Source organism: Halolactibacillus alkaliphilus (assembly GCF_900115465.1).
Taxonomy (GTDB): Bacteria; Bacillota; Bacilli; order Bacillales; family Amphibacillaceae; genus Halolactibacillus; species Halolactibacillus alkaliphilus.
This window is the reverse complement of the sequence record NZ_FOWN01000024.1, coordinates 22,996-43,753: the sequence shown is the minus strand read 5'-3', so window position 1 is coordinate 43,753 and position 20,758 is coordinate 22,996. Positions and strand designations below refer to the sequence as shown.

The 20,758-nt window shown below is 37.0% G+C and carries 26 protein-coding genes and 1 riboswitch; of the genes, 6 read left to right on the top strand and 20 right to left on the bottom strand.

Translation table 11 applies throughout. The features are described 5' to 3' along the window. Positions 1-261 precede the first annotated feature (261 nt). Positions 262-621: an RDD family protein gene (locus BM163_RS14215; protein ID WP_177200261.1), complete on the bottom strand. Its 360-nt coding sequence runs from the start codon at positions 619-621 to the stop codon at positions 262-264. Positions 622-934: 313 nt separating this feature from the next. Next, complete coding sequence (locus BM163_RS13795; RefSeq protein ID WP_170243709.1) at positions 935-1,072, bottom strand: hypothetical protein; 138 nt, start codon at positions 1,070-1,072, stop codon at positions 935-937. 418 nt (positions 1,073-1,490) lie between these two features. Between BM163_RS13795 and BM163_RS14035 the strand changes: the two genes are divergently transcribed. Beyond that, positions 1,491-1,679 carry a tyrosine-type recombinase/integrase gene (locus tag BM163_RS14035; protein WP_309250426.1) on the top strand — a complete coding sequence of 63 codons (189 nt, stop codon included), beginning with the start codon at positions 1,491-1,493 and terminating at the stop codon, positions 1,677-1,679. A gap of 62 nt (positions 1,680-1,741) precedes the next feature. Here BM163_RS14035 and sufB read toward each other — a convergent pair whose 3' ends face one another. The 9 genes from sufB to BM163_RS09950 all read right to left on the bottom strand — a co-directional run bounded on the left by sufB (position 1,742) and on the right by BM163_RS09950 (position 10,201). Then, positions 1,742-3,139: a Fe-S cluster assembly protein SufB gene (sufB, locus tag BM163_RS09990; RefSeq protein WP_089802716.1), complete on the bottom strand. Its 1,398-nt coding sequence runs from the start codon at positions 3,137-3,139 to the stop codon at positions 1,742-1,744. Positions 3,140-3,170: 31 nt separating this feature from the next. Further along, on the bottom strand, positions 3,171-3,611 hold the full coding sequence (sufU, locus tag BM163_RS09985; protein WP_089802714.1) for a Fe-S cluster assembly sulfur transfer protein SufU: 441 nt from the start codon (positions 3,609-3,611) through the stop codon (positions 3,171-3,173). Continuing rightward, the gene (locus tag BM163_RS09980) at positions 3,601-4,821 is read right to left on the bottom strand and encodes a cysteine desulfurase (RefSeq protein WP_089802712.1); all 1,221 of its coding nucleotides are present in this window, start codon (positions 4,819-4,821) and stop codon (positions 3,601-3,603) included. Before BM163_RS09980 ends, sufU begins: the two co-directional genes overlap by 11 nt. A gap of 1 nt (position 4,822) precedes the next feature. Further along, positions 4,823-6,124, bottom strand: a complete 1,302-nt coding sequence (sufD, locus tag BM163_RS09975) for a Fe-S cluster assembly protein SufD (protein WP_089802710.1) — start codon at positions 6,122-6,124, stop codon at positions 4,823-4,825. A 22-nt stretch (positions 6,125-6,146) separates the two neighbouring features. Then, the gene (gene sufC / locus BM163_RS09970) at positions 6,147-6,926 is read right to left on the bottom strand and encodes a Fe-S cluster assembly ATPase SufC (protein WP_089802708.1); all 780 of its coding nucleotides are present in this window, start codon (positions 6,924-6,926) and stop codon (positions 6,147-6,149) included. A 353-nt stretch (positions 6,927-7,279) separates the two neighbouring features. Further along, a complete protein-coding gene (locus BM163_RS09965; RefSeq protein WP_089802706.1) occupies positions 7,280-7,471 on the bottom strand; it encodes a YuzK family famiily protein in 192 nt (63 codons plus the stop codon). Between the two features lie 192 nt (positions 7,472-7,663). After that, complete coding sequence (locus BM163_RS09960) at positions 7,664-8,479, bottom strand: MetQ/NlpA family ABC transporter substrate-binding protein (protein WP_089802705.1); 816 nt, start codon at positions 8,477-8,479, stop codon at positions 7,664-7,666. 38 nt (positions 8,480-8,517) lie between these two features. After that, on the bottom strand, positions 8,518-9,183 hold the full coding sequence (locus BM163_RS09955) for a methionine ABC transporter permease (protein ID WP_089802703.1): 666 nt from the start codon (positions 9,181-9,183) through the stop codon (positions 8,518-8,520). Beyond that, positions 9,176-10,201 carry a methionine ABC transporter ATP-binding protein gene (locus BM163_RS09950; RefSeq protein ID WP_089802701.1) on the bottom strand — a complete coding sequence of 342 codons (1,026 nt, stop codon included), beginning with the start codon at positions 10,199-10,201 and terminating at the stop codon, positions 9,176-9,178. Before BM163_RS09950 ends, BM163_RS09955 begins: the two co-directional genes overlap by 8 nt. A gap of 171 nt (positions 10,202-10,372) precedes the next feature. Further along, positions 10,373-10,486: riboswitch (SAM riboswitch) on the bottom strand. 132 nt (positions 10,487-10,618) lie between these two features. On the opposite strand from BM163_RS09950, the gene BM163_RS09945 reads away from it, so the two are divergent. Then, a complete protein-coding gene (locus tag BM163_RS09945; protein WP_229675549.1) occupies positions 10,619-11,035 on the top strand; it encodes a TlpA disulfide reductase family protein in 417 nt (138 codons plus the stop codon). A 118-nt stretch (positions 11,036-11,153) separates the two neighbouring features. Here BM163_RS09945 and gcvH read toward each other — a convergent pair whose 3' ends face one another. Then, entirely contained in the window at positions 11,154-11,594 is a 441-nt protein-coding gene (gene gcvH, locus BM163_RS09940) for a glycine cleavage system protein GcvH (protein WP_089802722.1), read from the bottom strand. 35 nt (positions 11,595-11,629) lie between these two features. Next, positions 11,630-11,986, bottom strand: coding sequence for an arsenate reductase family protein (locus BM163_RS09935; RefSeq protein WP_089802699.1), 357 nt, complete (start codon positions 11,984-11,986; stop codon positions 11,630-11,632). Between the two features lie 246 nt (positions 11,987-12,232). Between BM163_RS09935 and BM163_RS09930 the strand changes: the two genes are divergently transcribed. The 3 genes from BM163_RS09930 to BM163_RS09920 are packed head-to-tail and all read left to right on the top strand — an operon-like array spanning position 12,233 to position 14,268. Continuing rightward, positions 12,233-12,988, top strand: coding sequence for a metal ABC transporter ATP-binding protein (locus tag BM163_RS09930; RefSeq protein WP_089802697.1), 756 nt, complete (start codon positions 12,233-12,235; stop codon positions 12,986-12,988). A 15-nt stretch (positions 12,989-13,003) separates the two neighbouring features. Beyond that, positions 13,004-13,858, top strand: a complete 855-nt coding sequence (locus tag BM163_RS09925; protein ID WP_089802695.1) for a metal ABC transporter permease — start codon at positions 13,004-13,006, stop codon at positions 13,856-13,858. Then, positions 13,855-14,268 carry a Fur family transcriptional regulator gene (locus BM163_RS09920; RefSeq protein WP_089802693.1) on the top strand — a complete coding sequence of 138 codons (414 nt, stop codon included), beginning with the start codon at positions 13,855-13,857 and terminating at the stop codon, positions 14,266-14,268. The genes BM163_RS09925 and BM163_RS09920 overlap by 4 nt, the downstream gene beginning before the upstream one ends. Positions 14,269-14,340: 72 nt before the next feature. Here BM163_RS09920 and BM163_RS09915 read toward each other — a convergent pair whose 3' ends face one another. Continuing rightward, positions 14,341-14,760 carry a universal stress protein gene (locus BM163_RS09915; RefSeq protein ID WP_089802691.1) on the bottom strand — a complete coding sequence of 140 codons (420 nt, stop codon included), beginning with the start codon at positions 14,758-14,760 and terminating at the stop codon, positions 14,341-14,343. 164 nt (positions 14,761-14,924) lie between these two features. Continuing rightward, the gene (locus tag BM163_RS09910) at positions 14,925-15,899 is read right to left on the bottom strand and encodes a Gfo/Idh/MocA family protein (RefSeq protein WP_089802689.1); all 975 of its coding nucleotides are present in this window, start codon (positions 15,897-15,899) and stop codon (positions 14,925-14,927) included. Between the two features lie 208 nt (positions 15,900-16,107). Between BM163_RS09910 and BM163_RS09905 the strand changes: the two genes are divergently transcribed. After that, positions 16,108-16,413, top strand: coding sequence for a HesB/YadR/YfhF family protein (locus BM163_RS09905; RefSeq protein ID WP_089802688.1), 306 nt, complete (start codon positions 16,108-16,110; stop codon positions 16,411-16,413). Between the two features lie 42 nt (positions 16,414-16,455). On the opposite strand, the gene BM163_RS09900 is transcribed toward BM163_RS09905, so the two are convergent. From BM163_RS09900 to BM163_RS09880, 5 genes are all read right to left on the bottom strand, one after another. After that, positions 16,456-16,812, bottom strand: coding sequence for a response regulator (locus BM163_RS09900; protein ID WP_089802685.1), 357 nt, complete (start codon positions 16,810-16,812; stop codon positions 16,456-16,458). Between the two features lie 43 nt (positions 16,813-16,855). Continuing rightward, a complete protein-coding gene (locus BM163_RS09895; RefSeq protein ID WP_089802683.1) occupies positions 16,856-17,317 on the bottom strand; it encodes a chemotaxis protein CheW in 462 nt (153 codons plus the stop codon). A 101-nt stretch (positions 17,318-17,418) separates the two neighbouring features. Next, a complete protein-coding gene (locus BM163_RS09890; protein WP_089802681.1) occupies positions 17,419-17,883 on the bottom strand; it encodes a chemotaxis protein CheX in 465 nt (154 codons plus the stop codon). Positions 17,884-18,156: 273 nt separating this feature from the next. Beyond that, positions 18,157-19,467, bottom strand: coding sequence for a Na+/H+ antiporter family protein (locus BM163_RS09885; RefSeq protein ID WP_089802679.1), 1,311 nt, complete (start codon positions 19,465-19,467; stop codon positions 18,157-18,159). A gap of 264 nt (positions 19,468-19,731) precedes the next feature. Beyond that, a complete protein-coding gene (locus tag BM163_RS09880; RefSeq protein WP_089802677.1) occupies positions 19,732-20,697 on the bottom strand; it encodes a siderophore ABC transporter substrate-binding protein in 966 nt (321 codons plus the stop codon). Positions 20,698-20,758: the final 61 nt, after the last annotated feature.

The window sequence follows — 20,758 nt, the reverse complement described above, 5'->3', positions numbered from 1 at the left end:
TCGAGCCCCTAAGCTCCCGGACCTCCGTTTGATAGCGAAAATGTTTGGCTTGATTAAACACCCGGAGGGTGTGATCCATGGACATCACAAAATCAGGATCGATTTTATGCTTATATAAGCGATTTGAAAAAATGGCCTTCATGCCCATGATACCCACCCTCCCTTGGTTTTGTGACGGTCACTGTTAGTGCTTTAATTATACCATGCGGAATATATGTTTGTCACTTCAAAAATATTCAAAACAAGCGATTCATCACCCACCTAGTGCTGACGCACTTGAGGAAGGTGTCTTCTCGCCCTAAAGCGATAAAGTAGGTTCTTCACTAAAAACTCTCTAAAAATAAGTCTACTTAATGTTAACCTATTATTTAGGATAGGAGCGATTCGGATTCCCATAACTCGTTTTCCAATTGTATACCCATTCCATAGTAGTGGAAGTATGATACTGTATACATGTGATAAAATAACCAGCGCAATAATATAAAAATCGAAAAATGAGAAATTACCTTTGTGAAAAACAAAACTAATTATTAAAGCAATTATTACATTAATAATTAGATCGATAATTAGTGCAATACCCCTTTCAATAACTCCAACTGGACTTGCTGTTAAAGTATTCATGCTGATACAACTCGCCATTCATAGTATTTATATGTATTTTGAATGCACCTGAGTGCTCCCACAGCTAAAGCAGTGGGGTTCCAAAACTATTGAACTACCCCACCTAACATTCTCACGAATGTTTGAGGAAGGGGATGCCATAAGGACACCTAAAGGGGACCTATGCTCGATCAACTAAGCATAAGTTTTTCTACCTACCAACCGCCGCAAGCCTATTTTCTCAACATCTGTTAGAGCCTCTTGAGGAAATTGTGTGTTCCAGGAACACAACTTACTTTGGTCAAATCGTTCCGTCTAGCAAAACGCATGGGTTCTAACAAAAGACAGGGTACGCGTCATGTAGACCTTGTTTCTGCTCTGGAACAAGTGAATACAACATCGGTGGGAGTTTTTCTTTAAAGCCCATTGCCCGACGGACAATGACATAAGCGGCCGCCATGTGTATGGACACACACCAAGCCGCTTCATATATTTCATCTTGCAAATTTGACTTGTATAAGCAGGGTTAACAATGTAGACAACACTCCCCATTTTTCAGCTCTTGACTTGGTTGCTAGGATCATCTTTTGATAAGAAAACTCACTCATTAGGTGATTGGCTTTCTTATGTCCATAGGGACGCGACACTTTAGAGCGCCGTATCCAATCTTTTGCTAGCAAGGGGATTCGGGAAGGATTATATCTCTACCCCTAAGACGACAAGCAATACTTAAAAAACATAGAGTAAACTAGAAAGAGGTCATAATGAAGTATGTAAATTATAAAGCTTCTCCCGTTCATTTAATGATTCGTCAACAAGACGGACGATGGTTAAGAACCAATATTGTCAGTGAATATTTTTAAGAAGTATGTAAAAGAGCAAAAGTCCCGATTTTAATCCCTCACGCTTTAAGACACAGTCATGCCGTTCACTTATTAGTATTTGGTGCAAATATAAAATACGTATCCGAGAGACTAGGCCATAAATCGACACACGTCACTGCAGATACGTATTTACACATTACTGAGAAACTAGAAAAAGAGTCTCTCGACTTGTATTCAAATTACATCAATTCATGATTTGGTGGGCAAAAAGGGGGCAAAGCTCAATCACACCTTGCCGAAACGTTGATATAACAACGTTAACCAATACTTCCTTCCATTTCATAAGAAATTAATCGGTTCATTTCAACCGCATATTCCATTGGTAATTCTTTTGTGAATGGCTCGATGAAGCCCATGACAATCATTTCTGTCGCTTCTTGTTCTGAAATACCACGACTCATCAAGTAGAAGAGTTGTTCTTCAGACACTTTCGATACTTTTGCTTCGTGTTCAAGTGAAATATTGTCATTTAAAATTTCATTATATGGAATCGTATCAGATGTTGATTTATTATCCATAATTAAGGTGTCACACTCAATATTAGAACGTGCCCCGTCAGCCTTACGGCCAAAGTGTACAATTCCTCGGTAAGAGACTTTTCCACCATGCTTAGAAATAGATTTAGAGACAATTGTCGAAGATGTGTTAGGTGCTAAGTGTATCATCTTCGCCCCTGCATCTTGAAGCTGCCCTTTTCCAGCTAATGCAATAGATAATGTCATTCCTCTTGCACCTTCTCCTTTTAGAAGAACAGCTGGGTATTTCATCGTTAACTTCGATCCAATGTTACCATCAACCCATTCCATCGTCGCATTAGCATCACATGTCGCACGTTTAGTTACAAGATTATAAACATTATTAGCCCAGTTTTGAATTGTCGTGTAACGACAATAAGCATCTTTTTTAACATAGATTTCAACAACTGCACTATGGAGTGAGTTTGTCGTAAAGACTGGTGCTGTACAGCCTTCTACGTAATGAACCGATGCACCTTCATCAACGATAATTAGTGTCCGTTCAAACTGTCCCATATTTTCTGAGTTAATGCGGAAGTAAGCTTGTAGTGGTGTATCTGCTTTCACACCTTTTGGTACATAAATAAATGAACCACCCGACCATACAGCCGAATTTAAGGCTGAAAACTTGTTGTCGGTATAAGGAATCACTTTACCGAAGTATTCTTTAAACAAATCTTCATTTTCTTTCAGCGCTGTGTCTGTATCTTTAAAGACAATCCCCATTTTTTCAAGATCTTCTTTTAGGTTGTGGTAAACCACTTCAGATTCATACTGTGCTGACACACCGGCAAGATATTTTTGTTCTGCTTCTGGAATACCTAATTTATCAAACGTTCGTTTAATTTCCTCTGGCACCTCATCCCATGAGCGCTCAGAACGTTCGGATGGTTTGACGTAATAAGTTATCTCATCAAAATCTAGTTCAGATAAATCACCGCCCCATTGTGGCATCGGTGTTTTATAGAAATGCTCCAGTGCTTTTAATCGATAATCTAGCATCCATTGGGGTTCTTCTTTTATATTTGAAATTTCTCGTACTACTTTTTCTGTGAGGCCACGCTCTGTACGAAAAATAGATACATCTTTATCATGAAATCCGTATTTATAATCGCCTACATCTGGTCCGTTTTTAGACATATTAGCCCCTCCTTTATTTCATTAATAATATTTACATCTCGTCCTCTTGATCTATCGCTTTCTCCATCGCCTTCCAAGCAAGTGTAGCACATTTAATACGGGCAGGAAATTTCTGTACACCTTGCAGTGCTTCAATATCACCAAGTTCTAAATCATCGCTGTCCGTTTCTTTACCTAACATCATGTTAGAAAAGTACTGTGATAGTTTTAGTGCTTCTTCAACAGATTTCCCTTTGACTACTTGCGTCATCATCGAAGCTGAAGCAAGACTAATCGAACAACCTTCTCCTTCAAATTTCGCATCAATGACAACCTCACCTTCAATAATGAAATGCAACTGAATTCTGTCGCCACATGTTGGATTATTCATTTCAAGTGTTAGGCCCTCGTTTAATGTCCCTTTATTGCGTGGGTTTTTATAGTGATCCATAATAACTTGACGATATAGCGTATCTAAATTATTAAAAGACATCTCCGAAAAACTCCTTCGCTTGTTTAAGTCCGTCTATAAAACGATCAACATCTTCGATTGTGTTGTATAAATAAAAACTTGCTCTAGCTGTTGCCGTCACATTGAGCCACTTCATCAGTGGTTGACAACAATGATGCCCTGCTCTCACAGCAACACCATACGAATCCAATACAGTTGCTGTATCGTGCGGATGGACATCTTTTAGATTAAAGGTAATCAAACCGCATCGCTCTGTCGGACCATATATGTCAACTCCGTCTAATTGCTTAAGCTGTTCCATCGCATAGTCGGTTAACATTTTTTCATGTGCTGTGATCTTATCTAAACCAATATTTTCTAGATACTTTATCGCTGCTTGAAGTCCAACAGCACCTGCAATGATTGGAGTTCCACCTTCAAACTTCCATGGCAGCTCTTTCCAAGTAGCGTCAGTCAATTCAACAAAGTCAATCATTTCACCACCATATTCTACGGGATCCATCTGATTTAACCATTGTTTTTTACCATATAATACGCCAATACCGGTGGGACCACACATTTTATGACCACTAAACGCATAGAAATCACAATCAAGCGCCTGAACATCAACTTTCATATGTGGTACAGCTTGTGCACCATCTACAAGGACAACAGCCCCCATTTCATGGGCATATGTCGTTATCTCTTTAATAGGGTTAATTGTTCCTAAAACATTTGAAACATGTGTAATAGCTACAAGCTTCGTTTTATCCGTGATGGTTTGCTTAACAGCTGTCTCACTCAAAGTACCGTCTTTTTCAAGTGGAATGAATTTTAGCAGCGCACCTGTTCGTTTTGCCACCTGTTGCCAAGGAAGCAGATTACTGTGATGTTCCATAGGTGTAAGAACGATCTCATCGCCTGGTTGAATGAATTTCTCACTGTAACTGCGAGCAACAATATTAATCGCCTGTGTTGTGCCACGGGTAAAGATAATTTCTTTAGAGTGAGGGGCATTTATAAATTGCTGCACAGTTTCTCTTGCCCCTTCATAGGCATCTGTCGCGCGTTGACCAAGCGTATGAACACCTCGATGGACGTTTGCGTTATCATACTTATAATACGTTTCAATCGCATCTATGACCATTTGTGGTTTTTGTGCCGTAGCAGCTGAATCGAGATAAACAAGCGGATGATTGTTGACTGTTTGAGTCAAAATCGGGAAATCTTGTTTGACATCTAATGGCGTCATCTTAATTTACTTTCCCTTCAATAACATCCGTAAGTTGATCACGTACGGCTTGAATAGGAATTTCATTAACTACTGGCGCTAAGAAACCGTGAATTATCAATCGTTCAGCTTCTTGGCGTGAAATGCCACGACTCATAAGATAATACAGTTGTAAAGGATCAACACGTCCAACTGATGCCGCATGTCCTGCTGTTACATCATCTTCATCAATTAAAAGAATCGGATTTGCATCACCTCTTGCGTGCTTACTTAACATAAGTACACGTGATTCTTGTTCGGCATTCGCTTTTGTTCCACCGTGCTCAATCTTACCAATACCATGAAAAATACCTGTCGCTCTATCTTTCATAACACCATGCTGTAGAATGATGCCATTTGTATGTTTGCCATGATTAACAATATGCGCTGTGAAATTCTGTGTTTGATCTCCACGTCCTACTGAAACAGCTTTAGCAAAGCAAACCGATTGGTCACCTAATAGGTGTGTCACGTTTTCAGAAATAGTATCACCGTCATTCATCTGACCCAATGCCCATTCAATCGTTGCATCACGCTCTGCTAAACCACGGCGATTAATATAGGATGTCGTTCCATGTGCAAAGTGATCCACAGAACCGTAAGAGATTTTGGCATTAGCCCCTGCAAAAACTTCACTAATCACATTCATCACTGTTTTTGCTTCTGTTTCTGTCGCTAAATAGTTTTCAACATAAGTCACTTCACTATTTTCTTCAGCCACAAGAATAACATGATTGAACAAAGCTTGTGATGGATTGTCTTGCCAAAAAATCGTTTGAATCGGTTCGTTTACAATAACATTCTTGGGAACATAGATGAAAGCACCACCGTTAACTAAAGCAGCATGTAGAGCTGTCAACTTGTGCTCACTTACTTGCACAGCATCAGTCATAAAGTATTTTTGTACAAGCTCTGGATACTCAGTGATAGCCGTTTGTAAATCAGTTAAGATAACTCCTTGATCCATCAAATCACTTGTTAGGTGCACATACTGTTTTACAGTATCTCGTAAAACAAGTAAGTTTTGTTTTTTCTCAGTATCTACAAATTTTTTGATCCCTTCTGGTAAATCGGTCAAAGTGATTTGTTTTGCTTCTTCTTGATTTGTCACATGTTCAAAGCTATTAAAATCCCAACGGGTGATTTTTGTTTTATCTGGCTTTGGCATATCCGTTTTTTGCGCTACATCAAAAGCATTTAAGCGCATATCTGTCATCCACGTTGGCTCTTGTTGTTTCTTCGAATAACTTTCAATATAGTCACGAGTAAATACATCGGTTGACATCAAATTCCTCCTCCCTTACGACTTATTTTCCAACAGTCTCGTCTTCAATTCCTAATTCTTGTTTAATCCATTCATAGCCTTCGCTCTCTAAACGTTCGACAAGCTCAGGTCCACCAGACTTCACCACGCGTCCTTGCATCATAACATGTACAAAGTCTGGTTTAACATAGTTTAAAAGTCTTTGATAGTGCGTAATAATCAAGCAACCAAATGCCTCATTACGTAATTTATTAATACCTTTTGATACAACTTTTAATGCATCAATATCAAGACCAGAGTCAATCTCATCTAAAATACCGATTGCTGGTTTAAGTAGCATGAGTTGAAGGATTTCATTTCGTTTTTTCTCTCCACCTGAGAAACCTTCATTTAAATAACGTTGCGACATGTTTTTATCCATTTCTAGATAATCCATCGCTGCATCCATCTCTTTAATAAATTTCATTAATGGAATTTCGTCACCTTCTTCACGGTGTGCATTAATAGATGAGCGTAGGAAATCTGATGTTGTTACGCCACTAATTTCACTTGGGTACTGCATCGCTAGGAATAATCCTGCTTTTGCACGTTCATCTACTTCCATCTCTAAAACATCTTCGCCATCCATCAAGATTTGACCTTTTGTCACTTCATATTTCGGGTGACCCATGATAGCCGAAGCCAAAGTGGATTTACCCGTACCATTTGGTCCCATTATGGCATGAAATTCGCCACCTTTTACTGTCAAATTAACACCTTTTAAAATTTCCTTTCCATCAATCTCAACATGAAGATCTTTAATTTCTAACGTTGAACCACTCATATCTATACCTCCTAAGAAATTATCTCGCATTTTATTGTGTCACTGAGTGTCATTTCCATTCTCAGTTTATACTCATTACAATCTTAAACTATTTCAAAAATTATGGCAAGATTTTAACACCGAAAAATGCACTTTTTAAACTATTCAGTATGCAAAGTTGTTGGGAATCATAGATTATAGACAAACATTGCCACTTCTTCTCATTTTTTAACGCCTTTCTGTCATAAAAACAGGCGGTATAGAATTAAATAGTGTCATAATTTGTATTTTTTTATTAATATAAAGAAAAAACCTCCTACACATATGTTCAGCAAAGTGTAGAGGTTTTTCTCATTTACTCAAGTTAATTGAGTTTACATATCTCTGTGAATGTCTTGTTTTAATTCAGCAATCATCTTTGTGCTTTCTGCGTGACTTTTTTCTCTTTCTCTTTCAACTTTCAAGCGCTTATCAACGTTATTCTCATACTCAGAGAAATTAATATTGTGTGACTGTTGCATCGCCTTTTCCATTTCTGGTGTGTAGTTTAGATTGAGTTTTTCCATCTTGTTAAAAAAGTCCCCTTATGATTTATTTAATTCATCTATCATTATAACACGTGCACATAATGATGAAAAATCTGATTTAGGCTTATTTAAACTGATTTTAGACACTCTAACCCATTCTGAGTCTTGTAACGAGGTAGACGTAAAAATACAGACGAATCCTTCAGTATTCGTCTGTATTTCTTTGAATGACTATTCAGCTCCACCGACTGGCACAACTTCACCTTTGTATTTCTCATTAATAAAGTTCGTAATTTCTTCTGATTGAAGTACTTCTACAAGTTTTTGTAGATTCTCATTGTCCTCATCTTCCGCACGCGCGGCGATAATATTAACATAAAGAGAATCTGCACCTTCATAAAATAACGCGTCATCTACCGGTGAAAGACCTGCATCAATCGCATAGTTACCATTAATTGCAATAAGTGTGTTTGATTCATTTTCATAAGCTTCGATCAAGAACTCTGGGTTGACCGATGGTGAGAATGTTAAATTAAGCGGATTATCTACAATATCATCAATCGTCGCTGCTGATTTGTCTACATCATCAGCAAGTGTGATAAATCCGTTTGCTTCAAATAGAGCTAATATACGTCCATGATCAGGAACACTGCGACTAATAATAACTTCTGTACCTTCTGCAATAACGTCAATGGATGGAATATCTTTCGAGAAGACGCCTAATGGTTCAACATGAATACCACCTATGTTCACTAAATCATAGCCATGATCGGTTTTTGATAATTCAAAGAACGGAATGTGTTGGAAGTAGTTAGCATCAAGCTCACCACGTGATAAATCTTCATTTGGTAGAGCATAGTCTGTATACGTTTCAATAGTTAATGTAATACCTTCTTCTGCTAATATCGGTTTTACTTCTTCTAAAATTTCAGCATGTGGTACCGAAGTAGCCCCTACTTTAATTTCATTCTCATCCGTCTCTCCACCACAAGCAGCAAGCAATCCAACAGTTAAAGCGAGTAAAAATAAGCTGATTAATTTTTTCATAGTAAAATCCCCTTTTCTTTTTTTATATTCAAAGCACTTTAGCGCTTATCAATCTTTTTCGTTACGATATCACCAATGAATTGGAAAACAAAGACGATAATAACAATTAGTAACGTACAAATATAGACGATATCCATGTTACGTCTTGTAAAACCATAGAAGTAAGCATAATCACCTAAACCGCCTGCACCAATGGATCCCGCAACAGCTGTATAGCCGATAAGAGCGATAGCCGTAACTGTTAAACCAGAAACAAGCGCAGGTAATGATTCTTTAAGTAACACTTTAAAAATAATCGTTGACGATTTAGCACCCATTGCTTTTGCTGCTTCAATCACACCGTGGTCAACTTCTCGTAGAGCAATTTCAACTAACCTACCATAAAACGGTGCAGACCCTAATATTAGTGCCGGTAACGCTGCTGTTGGCCCTCGGAAAGTTCCGAATAAGAAAACAGTTAGCGGTAATATTAAAAAGATCAAAATAATAAAAGGAATGGCTCGAAATATATTAACAACCCCTGCAGTAATTGAGTATATCACTTTATTATCCCACAAATTACCTGGTGCTGATAAATAAATAAGTAAACCAAGTATCGTACCTAAAATCAACGTCCCAACTAAAGCAACTAGCGTCATATAAAGTGTCTCACCTGTCGCAAAAATCAAATCCATCCAGTTTATATTAGGAAATAAATTAGCCATGTGAGATCACCTCCACATCAACAGAGGTTGACCTGATAAATTGAAGCGCGTCTTCCACCGCTGTCAATTCTCCTGTCATTTGAACATACAGTGACCCATAGGCACCCTCTTGTGTTTGTTTGATGTTGCCTTGAATAATGTTGACATCTACTTCATATTTTTTTGCTACTTCAGAAATGATCGCTTGATTCGCTGTTTCTTTCACAAACTGAAGCTTTAAGATATGCCCATCTGATATATGTTCTAACAGTAAGTCATCTGTTAGTTCATCATCAGGTTTACCCATAACTTGTTCCACAAACTTTTTCGTGACAGGCATTTTCGGATAAGAAAACACATCGAGTACACTACCTTGTTCGACAATACGTCCTGACTCCATTACCGCTACATTATGACATATTTTTTGGATAACATGCATTTCATGAGTAATCAGAATAATTGTTAAGCCTAGTTTTTCATTAATATCTACGAGTAAGCCTAATATAGCATCTGTTGTTTCTGGGTCAAGTGCTGATGTTGCTTCATCACATAACAGTACTTTAGGATTATTAGCTAAAGCGCGGGCAATGCCAACCCGTTGTTTTTGTCCACCACTTAATTGAGAAGGGTAATTTTTCTCTTTACCCGTTAAACCGACAAGATCAATCAATTCTTGGACTCTTTTAGCACTTTCACCTTTTGATACACCAGCAATCTCAAGCGGAAAGGCAATGTTTTCCTCAACTGTTCGTGACCACAATAAGTTAAAGTGTTGGAAAATCATCCCGATTTCTTGGCGTTTTATTCGGAGGTCATGTTTTGATAATCCGGTAACATTTTGCCCTTCGATCTCAACCGTACCACTTGTCGGTTCTTCTAAACGGTTAATTAAGCGAATAAAGGTACTTTTCCCGGCGCCACTATAACCAATAACGCCGAAGATTTCTCCTTTTTCAATTTTTAAACTCATGTTATCAACAGCTTTAAACTCTTGATGATTTGTTTTAAATATTTTTGATAATTGTTCAATAACAATCATTCAACTTCCCCCTAAAATCTAAATATTCATTCTTTTTAATGCGTTTTTATTTTGTATCTACTATGCACAAAGTTTTGCTCTGCAAAATTTATAAATATAAAAGCGTCCCCTTATTCTCCTTTAATAAGAGAACAAAAAGACGCTGGCATCATGTGCTTACGTTTAAGCGTTCTCTCATCATCCAAAGCTTATGCTTTGCAGGAATTGGCACCTTTTTAAATATCGATGATATTTAACGGTTGCCGGGCTTCGTCGGGCCAGTCCCTCCACCTCTCTTAATAAGAGTCTTAAATATTTAATTGGTTAATGGTGATAATAGCACGTATGAAAATAACTGTCAACACGTTTTCACATTATTTTGTCCATGTTATACTAGAATTTACGAATACCTATCCAACGAAAGGGCGCGTGATTTAAATGATCGTTGCACCAGACTTTACACTTTCATATATAGATAAGAACATCAAGTTGTCGCTTAGCGACTTTAAAGGCCAAATGGTATTACTGACCTTTTGGGCTTCTTGGTGTCCTGACTGTAGTAAGGACATGCCACTCAAAGAGCGTTTGTTCAAAACTGTTAATCAAGATAAATTGAAGATGCTCACAATCAATGTTTCTGGTCGAGAAAGAAATAGCCATGACGCTTTGCGTTATAGTAAAAACTTTATCACCCAGCCGACACTTATAGATGACGGACGCGAGACATATTTAAAGTATCATTGTCTTGGTGTGCCGACCACGGTATTGATTAACCAAGAAGGACAGATTGTAAAACAATGGGGAGAGAATTTAAACATACTAGAGCTTATGGAACTGATTGGTGACTTCCTATAACCTCACTTGTCTATGATAATCATCTTATATGATTGATTTCTTCACAACTTAATTAAGGAGTCATTTTGATAAAAAGTAAAACCAGCCTAAAATTGGTGTGATGGCTGGTTTATTTAATCTATTTAGTTAAATCAATATCATTAATTTGAGAAAGATTCTGTGTCACATGCGCTTCACTCAATTCGCTTAAGAATCGACTATATTCATCACGCGTCATCAACTTTTTTACATCCTGGATATCGTTTGGTTTGATCACAATCAACCATCCCTGATCATAAGGCGACGTATTAATGTATTCTGGCTGATCTTCTAATAAATGATTGACGTCAACAATATCACCGTCTATAGGTGCGTATAATTCAGATACTGTTTTTACTGATTCAACATTGCCAAATGTTTCGTTTGCTTTAATGGATGTACCGATGTCACTAATTTCAGCAAATACAACATCTCCCAATTCATCTTGGGCATGATCTGTGACGCCAATACGTATTACATCCTCTTCTATACTTAGCCAAATATGTTCATCTGTATAATAATATTCTTTTGGTAGTACCATATTTCTTATCCCTTCTTTCACTGCCTGAAAATTATTTATTTCCATGTTTGTTCAAACTGCGCCTCTTTAAAACCTACTGTCACATGATTTTCATCAAAGGTTAATGGACGTTTCATTAACATCCCATCACTTGTTAACACATCTAATTTTTCATCAAATGTCATGTCATTTAATTTATCTTTTAAATTTAATTCACGATATTTTTGACCACTTGTATTAAAAAACTTTTTAATATCTAACTCACTTCGTTCAATAAGTTCTTTTACTAAAGCTTTAGATGGTGTATCTTCAACGATATGATGTTCAACAAAGCCCACGCCATTTGTATCAAACCAATTTTTAGCTTTTCTGCATGTCCCACATTTAGGATAACAGTAAAAAGTAATTGTCATCATCTTCTCCTACCTTTCTATGTTAGCACTGTATCAAAGTATAATGGTTTTCTCTTTTACTTTCCACCTATCCGCTTTTGTTAAACCAATTAAATGAATAAGTTCAACGAACATATCCTCCCATTCACACAAACCGTAACTATTCTTATTTACAACTTTAGATATTTCAGTTAAACTAATAGGATAGACTTTTTTTTATTAAATACTCATTCATATTTAAGGATAAGTAAAGGAGATCAAAAGAAAATGACAGAAACCATTGTCGAATTGAAAAACATTCGTTATGCGTATGAAGATAAAATCGCACTAAAAGACGTCAATTTATCTATCCCTCGTGGGGCATTCTTAGGTCTTGTTGGACCAAATGGCGGAGGTAAAACGACGCTCATTAAACTATTACTCGGGGTGTTGACACCACAACAAGGATCGATTGAACTTTTCGGAACACCCTCAGATAAATTTAAGGCTTGGGGTAAAATCGGCTTTGTTTCACAAAAAGCAAACGCCTTTAATCGCGGATTTCCAGCAACAGTAAAAGAAATTGTGGCAACTGGATTAACTGCTCAAATTGGCTATCTAAAATTTTTCACAAAAAAACATAGAGATAAAGTAAATGAAGCCATTGATCTTGTTGGTATGCTTGATTATATTGATCAAAATATTGGCGATTTATCCGGTGGTCAACAACAGCGCATCTTTATTGCACGTGCTCTAGTGAGCGAACCAGAGTTTCTCATTCTTGATGAACCAACAGTTGGAATCGATACTGAGAACGTCCAAAAGTTTTATGAACTGTTAAGAAAATTAAATCGTGACAAGAAAATCACACTCCTCCTTGTTTCTCACGACATTGGAACGATGACCAGTTATGCGAATGGTGTTGCTTGTCTCAATAAAGAAATCCATTTCCATGGTGATACAACCGATTTTCATAATTTATCAGATCAACGTTTATCAGCATTTTATGGTCACGACTTAAATATCGTGACCCACAATCATTAAGGACGGTGAAGTCATTTGTTAAGTCAGTTTTTTGAATTTGAATTTTTACGCACAACACTTTATACCGGATTAATTATCGGACTCATCGCGCCATTGTTAGGTACCTTTGTAGTTGTAAGACGCTTAGCGCTTATTGCCGACGGATTAAGCCATGTAACTTTAGCCGGTATTGCCTTTGGTTTATTCATAGATAAACAATACGGATTAACTCTGTTAACCCCTTTTACTTCTGGGACCATTTTTTCTATTTTCGGTGCTATACTTATCGAACGATTACGAACAGTATACAAAGCTTATGAAGATTTAGCTATCCCTATTATATTATCCGGTGGGGTTGGTTTAAGTGTGATCTTCATTGCACTTGCTGACGGGCTAAACAATGATTTATACTCTTATTTATTTGGTTCCGTTTCAGCTGTTTCACGTCAAGATTTCAATACAATACGCATCATCGCCGTCATTGTATTGACTTTAATGGTCATTTTTTATAAAGAACTATTTATGCTGTCATTTGATGAAGAGCATGCAAAAGTATCTGGGATACACGCTAAAAGTATTCATATGTTGTTTATCTTATTAACAGCTTTAGTTATTTCTGCTTCGATTCGCATTGTTGGCGTCTTGCTGGTGTCTGCTTTAATGACTTTGCCAGTCGCAAGTAGCATCCGAATCGCAAAAGGATTTAAACAAACCATTGTTTATTCGATTCTTTTTGGTGAGGCTAGTGTCATCATCGGCATCATCTCTGGATATTATTTAGAAATACCACCAGGAGGGACCATTGTGATGGTGGCAATTGCTATTCTTATTTTAACAACCATGCTCAAAAAAGCTTGGTTAAAATCACAAAGAAAGAAGGCGATTTTATGAACTTAGATGAAGCACTTACTAAACTAAAAGAAGCGGGGTATAAACATACGAATAAACGTACCATGATTCTAGAGTTTTTCAGTAAAGAAGGTCGGTATAAAACAGCAAAAGATTTACTCGCTTATATGGAACCTTATTATGAAGGCATTAGTTTTGATACAATCTATCGCAATTTACACCTTTTTCATGAACTAGGCATTTTAGAGTCAACAGAGCTGGACGGGGAAAAACATTATCAAATGAGGTGCGCCAATCATCACCACCATCACTTTATTTGTCGTAACTGTGGGGCAACTAGGCGCATTCAGGCTTGTCCTATGAATTTTGTTGGTGAGGACTTAACTGGTTATGCGATTGAAGGACATAAATTTGAAGTCTATGGTTTATGCCCCGCATGTCAAGTTGCTTAAAAGACCTGTCAAATATGAACGTTTAAATCCCCTCTCCTACAGTGTTTGGAGAGGGGATTTGAAATTAAATACTTATTTAACAATAAGCACCGGACAGTTTGCACGTTTGGCTACTTTATGACTGACACTTCCTAACACCATCTCTTGTAAGCTATTTAGTCCTCTACTACCAATAATAACAAGATCATAGTGCTCATCATTAGCGAATTTAACGATTGTTGGACCAGGGTCACCATGTAAAACCTTAATATTGTAATTAATACTTGCTTCTGTTAGCTTTCGTTCAGATATTTCTAATTTTTCTCGACGACTTCGATCTAAATCATTTGCATTCCAATGATACGTGGCATCAGCTTTTGCGGCAGTTCCATCCACTACATATAAGATAGTTACTTCTGAATCCGTTTGACAGTGAGCTAATTCAACGGCTTTCTCACACGCTCGGATTGAGTATTCAGAGCCATCAGAGGCGAGTAATATTTTTTTGAACATGAATGACCACTCCCTTAAAAATAAAATAAATGATAGTATAATCTATCCTTAAACACTGTCAACTAAACCTATTTGAAAAATATTTGTGCATTTAGATGTTAGGCGTCTTTATGTTATTTTAACCTCTCACATTCTAAACAAGATAATACAGCTTATTTAGTTTTTTATTGAATTTTCACCGGACCTTTTATTTTAATTGATTTTTGAGCTGCATCGGTTATACATTGTGTTAAAAAGGCATCTTCATAGGTGGATAAAATATGCTGCGTATCCTTAGAAACAATTGCATCAACAAAGACCTTGTCTTCTAAAAAATATGGGTCCATCGTGTCTTTTCGTTTCTCTTTACCCGCCAACGTTTCAATAATGACAACTTCAGGCGACCAATGAATCATACCTTTGTTAGTATAAAAGGTAAAACCAGCCTCAAATAGGCCGTCTGGCAGGACACACGTATTGGTAATGTTTGCGATAACGCCTGAATCAAAATGTATATTAAGTGTACCGACATCTGCGACCGTAACATCCTCTAACTGTTCATACATTACTCGATGACCAGCATACGCCTGTACTTCCTTCACCTCTCCAACAAGAAATCTTAACAAATCAACTATATGTGTAGTCTGCTCATTAAATTGCCCCCCAGAAAGTGCTTGATTTCGCCACCAGTTTACCTTAGGCATTGACCCCATCCATCGACCTGTTACCATACCTATCTTATGATCCTCTAAGATTTTCTTCACATACTGAATAGATTCACTATATCTAAAATGGTACCCAACAGCTGTTACTAAAGGTTCTTTAGCCAATTCTTTCACGATTTTTTCTGGCATCTCTTTTGATATGCCGAGCGGCTTTTCTACAAAGAATGGGATTCGGCGTTCAATTAACGTCATCTCCATTGATCCATGCGCCATGGGGGGCACACAGAGATAGACACCGTCTAAAGCTTGTTTGTCTAACATTTCGTTAAAATCATCATAACCTGTTGCTTCTTTATATTGCTCAGCAAAAATATCTGCCTTCTTTTTACTCGTTCCGCATACAGCAGCTATTACCACATTCTCCATAGTAGATAAAATATCTGCATGTTTTTTACTAAAACCACCCGTCCCTACAATACCAATTCTTACTGTCATTCTAATCATCCTTCTTTTAAGTGACTTAGTTAATTAATTTACTTTATTTTAACGTTATCTTATTTTACAAGCAACTAGAAATAACAAAACTAAAATCAACCTTCGACTATCCATTCGTTTAAAAGCTTCATTTCTTACAAAGTTCCTTAAACATGTTACAATGATTCTGACATAACATAAACAACAATTATAGCAAGGAGGGCAAATGATGAGATTAACAGTTACCGATCAAGCCATCCAATGGTTTAAAGACGAGGTGTTGGTTGAAAAGGGAAGTTTTATTCGTTTTTATGTAAAAATATACGGGTCAAGTCCAATTAGAGAAGGCTACGCACTTGCATTTGATGTCCATGGTGAGTCCATTGACGGAACAGTTGGAGAGAAAGCCGAACAAGAGGGCATCACATTCTATATAAAAGAAGATGACCTATGGTTTTTTGATGGTCATGATTTGTTAGTTGATTATGATGAAAAAACAAAAGAGGTTGCTTATCATTATCCGACACGAAATTAAAAATAAGGTCAAGCTGAGGATTTCTCAACTTGACCTTATGTATTAAAAAATTTTTTCTAGCGCTTGCTTGATTCGATCTTGATCAAATGGCTTCACAATAAAGTCTTTTGCTCCGGCTTGAATCGCTTCAAGTACCATTTGTTGTTGGCCCATCGCTGAGCACATCACAATCGTTGCTCCTGGGTCATTGGCTTTAATGTTTTTAACAGCTTCTACACCGTTCATCTCAGGCATCGTAATATCCATGGTGACTAAATCTGGTTTCAAATCATTATATAAATCAATGGCTACCTGGCCATTTTCAGCCTCTCCAACAACTTCGTGTCCTAATGATTGAAAAATATTTTTTAGCTGCATACGCATAAATGCAGCATCATCTGTAACTAAAATACGTGCCATATTTTCTCTCTCCTCTAAATCTTATATTTCTTTTTTATATAGTTTACTGTTCTTCAACAACCTCTTTCACTTCCGTTAACTCTTGATGGTTTAAAATATACGCTAAATCAACCAGAAGTAATAAGCGGTCATCTAACTTGGCTACACCACTTAAGAATTTCGCATGTACGCCTCGAATTGATGTCGGTGCTGGCTCAACGATTTTCTCATCAATATCTATAACATCTGATGCCTCATCCACTATGAAACCAACAGATACATCATCTACAAGTGCAACAAGCATACGTGAATGATCTGTTTTATCGGTTTTATCCATATCCATACGACGTTTTAAATCAATGACAGGGATAACCTCGCCTCTTAGTTTAGTTATACCTTCAATGAAATCTGAAACTTGTGGTAATTTAGTCATATCTAGTAATTTTTCAATTGACACAATTTGTTGGATGCTTGCACCATACTCTTGATCATTTAAACGGAAAACGATATATTTTTCTGTACTCATCTATCTCTTCTCCTTTAATACATATTTACACTCGCGCTTCATATCATACAAATCTAAGGATACATTAATCAATTACTGTAATGCAACTATTAGTTTAAGGATTAATTATTCAAAAGAAGATATATAGATAAAATTTGATCATTAGGATAAGCAACCTCTACAAGTAGCGCTCGCTTGAAACCAGATAGTGTCGCATCACCTTTTAAAATTGTTGGGTGAGTAATATCCGTAGTTAACCCCTGTTCTGATAAATACGTAGATAAACTTCCCGCAATCATATTACCTAATTCCCCTGCAAAAGAATCCAACATATCGCCTTCTACTGGCATGCCAAACATCTTTTCACCTATATGACTAAAAAAAGCATCATTAGATTGTAAAATCAGTTCCCCTTTAACATTACCGGTATAACCAATCATCACACCAAAATCCACTCTAAGAGGCGGCTGGATAAGCTTTGGCGCACTTACTTCTGGATCGATGGGGATAATCTTCTTAACAGATACAATCGATCCGTTATATACATCTTTAATAATTTCATTCATACTTTTTTCTCCTGCTGTCACAATACTTCCTCCCCAAAATCTCAATTCCACTATAAACTTATACTTTTATTTTCGGTCTAATGTACTAAATAATGAAGAGTTTTGAAAAAAAAGTTGGTTTTCTTACAAAACCAATACTTTTGACTCACTCTATTATCCGCTAAATATAGACCTATATTAACTTTTAATTGTAACTAAATAAAAAAAAGAAAGCGCAAGACGTTGTTAAAAGATAAAAAACATCTTATCAGCTTGTGCTTTCAAAACCATTCTGTTGTTGCGGCCGCAATCAAATTATAGTATGAGTGCCCCAATTAAGCCAAAAATAATTAAAGGTATATTATAGTGTATAAAGGTCGGAACACACGTATCCCAAATATGATCATGTTTCCCATCCGCATTAAGTCCTGATGTTGGCCCAAGTGTTGTGTCACTAACTGGTGATCCTGCATCTCCCAATGCGCCAGCCGTTCCAATCAGCGCAGCAATAGCCATTGGAGAAAGCCCCATTTGGAGACCAAATGGCACATATAGTACAGCTAAAATCGGAATCGTCGCAAAAGAAGAACCTATACCAATTGTAATAAGTAAACCAACGAGTAAAAGAATCAAAATTAGAAAGACACGAGACAAACCGAAGAATTGCTCAGTTTGACTAATTAACGCATCCACTGCGCCAATTTTCTTGAGCAAATGACTGAAGCCTCCGGCTACAATCATGACAAAACCTATCGTTGCCATCATCTTAATACCTTCTGTCATGACACGGTCAAGTTCTCGATAAGGTACCACTCCAAAGGCAAACATTAGAGAAATACCAACAAGCGCGCCAATGATAAGTTCTCCAGAAATGATTTGCACAACGAGTGCGATGAAAATACTAACAACCGTTAGCGTGTGTTTTAATGTGAACCTTGTCTCTTCTTCTTTTGGTGAAAAGAACGTTGGTGCATAACCTTTTATTTTTAACTCCCTAGGTTTACGGTACGTAATAAATATCGATACAAAGAGACCAACAACCATTCCTAAACCCGGCACTAGCATAGCAAGAGAAACATCACGTAGTAAAATCTCTTGACCGCTCAGTGCCATATTTCTTTGAATGATCTGTTGGAAAATAAGGCCATACCCAACAGGAATCATAATATAGGGTGCTTCCAATCCAAAAGTAAGAGCACTAGCGACGGCTCTTCGATCAATTTTCATTTCATCAAATAAAGAAAGTAGTGGCGGAATAAGTAATGGTATGAAAGCAATATGAATCGGCACTACATTTTGAGAAAATGATGATATAATTGCAATCGATAATAAGAGAATTCCACGTTTATTTGATAGATGACGTGTTAATATCTTTACAAGGCTCATTGTAATCCCACTATAATTAATCGCTACGGCAAAAGCTCCTAACAATATATAACTTAAAGCCGTTTTTGCTTGATCGCCACCCATTCCTTCAATGAACAGTGTGAGCGTCTCAACAAATGATAAACCTGATACTAATCCAGCAATAATGCCTGAGAGCATTAACGCAAGCAATACGTGTACGCGTAATAAACTCAAAGCAACCAAGCTTATTACCGCTATTAAAACAACCCATTCTAACATGTTAAACTTCCCCTCTTCTCTCTTTTTCTTTATCACTTTACCATAGTAAAGGATATTGAGGGAAGTTGCAAGGAAAAAAGTTCTATTTACGTTCTATTATATGAATCTTTTAAAACCGGCACGTAACAAAACTTCTCTACATAATATATTGTATTCAGTCAATCTATACCGCCATAGTGCTTTTTCTTATGACAAAAAGTAGTTCGTATGGATAAAACCATGACGAACTACTTTTTAAATTGAAACTGATGTTAGTATCTCTATCTATTGTACACTTTGTTTAACTTCACTGATCATTTCAGTGACAGAAGTAATCCCACCACTAGATAAGTACCAGTAATCTGGCGTTAAATACGTTATATTCCCTTCACTTCCAGCTGTTGTACTGTTTACTAAATCATTGTCTAGTGTCGTTTGCGCCGTATAATCTCCACCTGTAACAGCGTTTCGGTCAAGGACATACATAAGATCTGGATTTTTCTCAGCGATATATTCAAAGCTGATATTTTGTCCGTGATTTACCGCTTCAATTGTTTCGTCAACTGGTGTTACTCCTAATACGTCATGGATAAGACCAAAACGTGATCCAGGTCCATATGCATTGACGGAGCCATCACTTGTTAAGATAATTAAACCTCGTTTATCACTTGGCACCATACTTTTAACAGCATCTACCTCATTTTTTATAGCTTCTACAGCTTCTTTTGCTTCTGTTTGCTTAGAAAAGATTTCTCCCATTAACGTCACATTTTTTTCAAATGATCCTAAGTAATCAGTGTTATCCATCCCAACATAAATGGTTGGTGCTAACTCAGCCAAATCAGCATAAGCTTCCTGTGTACGTCCTGAGATAATAATGAGATCAGGATTTAAATTGGCAAGCACTTCAAAGTCTGGTTCAAATAATGTGCCGGCATTTACATAGCCTTCTGCTGTAAATTCCTCTAGGTAACTTGGTACGTTACCTGTAGGAAGTGCTGCTACATCAATACCTAGATTATTCAATGTATCAAGCGTACCAAAATCAAAAACAACGACTGTTTCTGGGTTAACTGGGACAGTTGTTGTGCCTAACTCATGCTCGACATCAATCTCAGTCGGCCCAACATTTTCAACCTCCTCTATTTCAGGTGTGCCATTATCCGTGACTTCCTCTACTGTGTCTTCTTGACAAGCAACTAACATTATTGCTGCGATTAACGCAAACCCTAATAAAATAAACTTCTTCATACTACTATCGATCCCTTCTTTTGTTTAATTGTTGTTTTTAGTTGACATGCTACTTTTCCAC